This is a genomic window from Mesorhizobium sp. M5C.F.Ca.IN.020.32.2.1, from assembly GCF_004023105.1.
Lineage (GTDB): Bacteria > Pseudomonadota > Alphaproteobacteria > Rhizobiales > Rhizobiaceae > Mesorhizobium > Mesorhizobium wenxiniae.
Map to the genome: position 1 here is coordinate 1 of NZ_RZSX01000857.1, position 2,655 is coordinate 2,655.

A 2,655-nucleotide genomic window follows, 5' to 3' on the forward strand; every position below is an offset into this window, starting at 1 on the left:
GCCGTCAGCCGGCCGGCGAGTGACGGGCCGGCCTGTCCGGCGCCGATGATGATGGCGTCGAATGTCTTTGCCGTCATGCCACCGCCGCCACGATCAGCAGGCCACCGATGATCGCCACCGCGTCCTCGATAAGGGCGGCTGGCAGGTCCTTGCCGAAAGCGATCGCCAGGCGTTTGCGCAGCTCGGCGCCGCCCAGCGTGCCGATCACCGCGCCGATGGCGCCTGCGATCAGGCCGCCGATCGTGGCGCCGCCGGTCGCGCCGATCACCGCGCCGGTGAAGGCGCCCATGACGATGCGGGCGCCGAACTGCTGTGGGACCTTGCGGCTCGGCGTCGACGGCAGCTGGTCGGTGACGAGCTCGGCGACGGCCAGGATGGTGAAGATGCCGACGGTGATCCAATGGCCCATGAAACCAGCCCAGGTTACGGCGACCGGCAGCCAGCCGAGATAAGCGCCCCAGGCGACGGCGGCGGGCGCGGTCATGGCGCGAAGGCCGGCAACGACGCCGATCAGAAGTGCAAGGATGTACAGCATGATTGATCCCCCCTCGATCACACGGCCTGGGATGGCCCAGCCGGGGCAGGCTAGCATAGGATCGGCATTTGACCAGAGGCCTGCGATCTCTGCGTTACCCGATTTTTATGGACTGTGCTTTGACACCACGTTGAAACAGCAGGTAAGACAGGAGGGCATCGCCTTGAACGGAAGCGAGCGCATAAAAATGGCCGCGGGCGAGTGGTATACTTGCCTCGACTCAGAGCTGGAGGCGCTGCGCATCCTCGCTCGCGACGCGGTGTTCGAACACAACAGCTTGCCGCCCCGGCAACGTGGCGACGTCGGACCTGCCTTGAAGTCGCTGCTCGGCGCTGCGGGCGAGCGCGCCCGGATCGAAGCGCCGTTCCACTGCGCCTACGGCTTCAACATCTTTCTCGGCGACGGCGTCTTCCTCAATGCCGGCTGCATCATCCTCGATACGGCGCCAGTCCGCATCGGCAAGGGAACGCTACTCGGCCCCAACGTGCAGATCTACTGCGCCGAGCATCACAAAGAGGCAGCGGGGCGACAGGCCGGGCTGGAGATCGCCAAGCCGGTCGAGATCGGCGACAATGCCTGGATCGGCGGCAGTGCGGTCATCCTCGCTGGGATCAGCATCGGCGCCGGCGCTATTGTCGGAGCGGGTGCTGTGGTGACGCGCAAATGTGCCGCCAAACACCACGGTTGTGGGCAACCCGGCGCGGCCGGTCAGGCGCGGCTGAGCATCCGGATCAACGCGAGGCGGCGTGCGCGTCCTGATCAGAGTTCTTCGAGAATTCGCGCCGGTACTGCGCGGGCGAGGTCCTGAGCCGTGCCGCGAAGTGCTGGCGCAGCGACGTGGCGCTACCGAACCCGGCCTCGAAGGCAACCGTGTCCATCGATTTTTCCGTTGCTTCCAGCAGCCGCTGCGCCAGCGCGACGCGCTGATCGATCAGCCAGTCGCCGAAACTGGTGCCGATCGTTTTCTGGAAGCGGCGCGTGAACGTCCGGCGGGTGAGACCGGCGGCGTCGGCGACGCTGTCCAGACTGTGCAGATCGCCAAGCGTTTTGCGCACCGTGTCGAGGGCCTGTGTGAAGCGATCCGCGTTGCCGGTCCTGGCGATGGGGCGTTCTATGAACTGCGCCTGCCCACCTTGCCGATGGGGAGAAAGCACGATCTGCCGGGCAAGTCGAAGAGCCGCCTCGGCGCCGTAGCGGGCTCGCACGATGTGGAGACAGCAGTCAAGCCCGGCGGCGACGCCGGCAGATGTCATGACATCGCCATTGTCGATGTAGAGCACGTCCGGATCGACGATCATGTCGGGATAAAGCGCCTGCAGCTGCTCGGTATAGGCCCAGTGCGTCGCGGCTCGCCGCCCCGAAAGCAGTCCGGTCGCCGCAACAGCGAAGGTGCCGAGGCACAGTCCGACAATCAATGTGCCGTTGCGGTGCGCTCGCAGCAGCGCCTCTACCAGAACCGCAGGTGGGGGATTTTCGAGATCTCGCCAGCTTGGGACGATCACGATGTCCGCGGCATCGAGGCTGCCAAGCCCTTGAGGCGCAGTCACGGTCAATCCTGCTTCGGTATGGATAGGCACGCTTTCGATCGCACAGATGCGGAAGTCGAAGCGCGGCAGGCCGAGCGCGGCGCGGTCTTCGCCGAATACAAGGCACGGCACGGAAAGGTGGAACGGACTGATGCCATCGAAGGCGATGGCGGCAACGATCGGATCGGCCATGCTGAGCACCGATAAGGGTTAGATCCGAATTGTCCCAATCCTTTTGAATAATGTCAATTGGGACACTTTTGGAATCCGGCAGCAGGCCTATCCTCCGACCAATCAAAGCCAAACGGGAAAGGAAAGCTCAGTGTCTGAACCAGTCAAAGGCAAGGCGCCACGCCGCGCCCTCATCGTCGTCGACATCCAGAACGACTATGATGGCGGCAACCTGGCCATCCAATATCCGCCGTTTCGCGACAGCGTCGTCAACGCAGCACGAGCGATGGACGCAGCCGCCGAGGCAGGCGTCAAGGTCGTGGTCATCAAGCAGCTGGCGCCCGAAACGTCGCCGATTTTCGCCAAAGGCAGCCACGGCGCCGAATTGCATCCCGAGATATCAAGGCGAAGCCGCGATCATTA

The 2,655-nt window shown here is 64.4% G+C and carries 3 protein-coding genes and 1 pseudogene; 2 read left to right on the plus strand and 2 right to left on the minus strand.

Translation table 11 applies throughout. The features are described from left to right. Nucleotides 1-73 precede the first annotated feature (73 nt). Nucleotides 74-535 carry a membrane protein gene (locus tag EOA86_RS29950; RefSeq protein WP_029349849.1) on the minus strand — a complete coding sequence of 154 codons (462 nt, stop codon included), beginning with the start codon at nt 533-535 and terminating at the stop codon, nt 74-76. Between the two features lie 163 nt (nt 536-698). Here EOA86_RS29950 and EOA86_RS29955 point away from each other — a divergent pair. Beyond that, nucleotides 699-1,257, plus strand: a pseudogene (locus EOA86_RS29955) (sugar O-acetyltransferase). A 9-nt stretch (nt 1,258-1,266) separates the two neighbouring features. Here the strand turns inward: EOA86_RS29955 and EOA86_RS29960 are convergent. Then, on the minus strand, nt 1,267-2,253 hold the full coding sequence (locus EOA86_RS29960) for a helix-turn-helix domain-containing protein (protein ID WP_127209781.1): 987 nt from the start codon (nt 2,251-2,253) through the stop codon (nt 1,267-1,269). A 130-nt stretch (nt 2,254-2,383) separates the two neighbouring features. Here EOA86_RS29960 and EOA86_RS29965 point away from each other — a divergent pair. Continuing rightward, the coding region (locus tag EOA86_RS29965) for an isochorismatase family protein (RefSeq protein ID WP_128344937.1) at nt 2,384-2,655 on the plus strand (272 nt) is incomplete at its 3' end.

Coding starts and splice junctions, on each gene's coding strand:
- EOA86_RS29950 (WP_029349849.1), bottom strand. CDS start 535: ATGCTGTACATCCTTGCACTTCTGATCGGCGTCGTTGCCGGCCTTCGC.
- EOA86_RS29960 (WP_127209781.1), bottom strand. CDS start 2,253: ATGGCCGATCCGATCGTTGCCGCCATCGCCTTCGATGGCATCAGTCCG.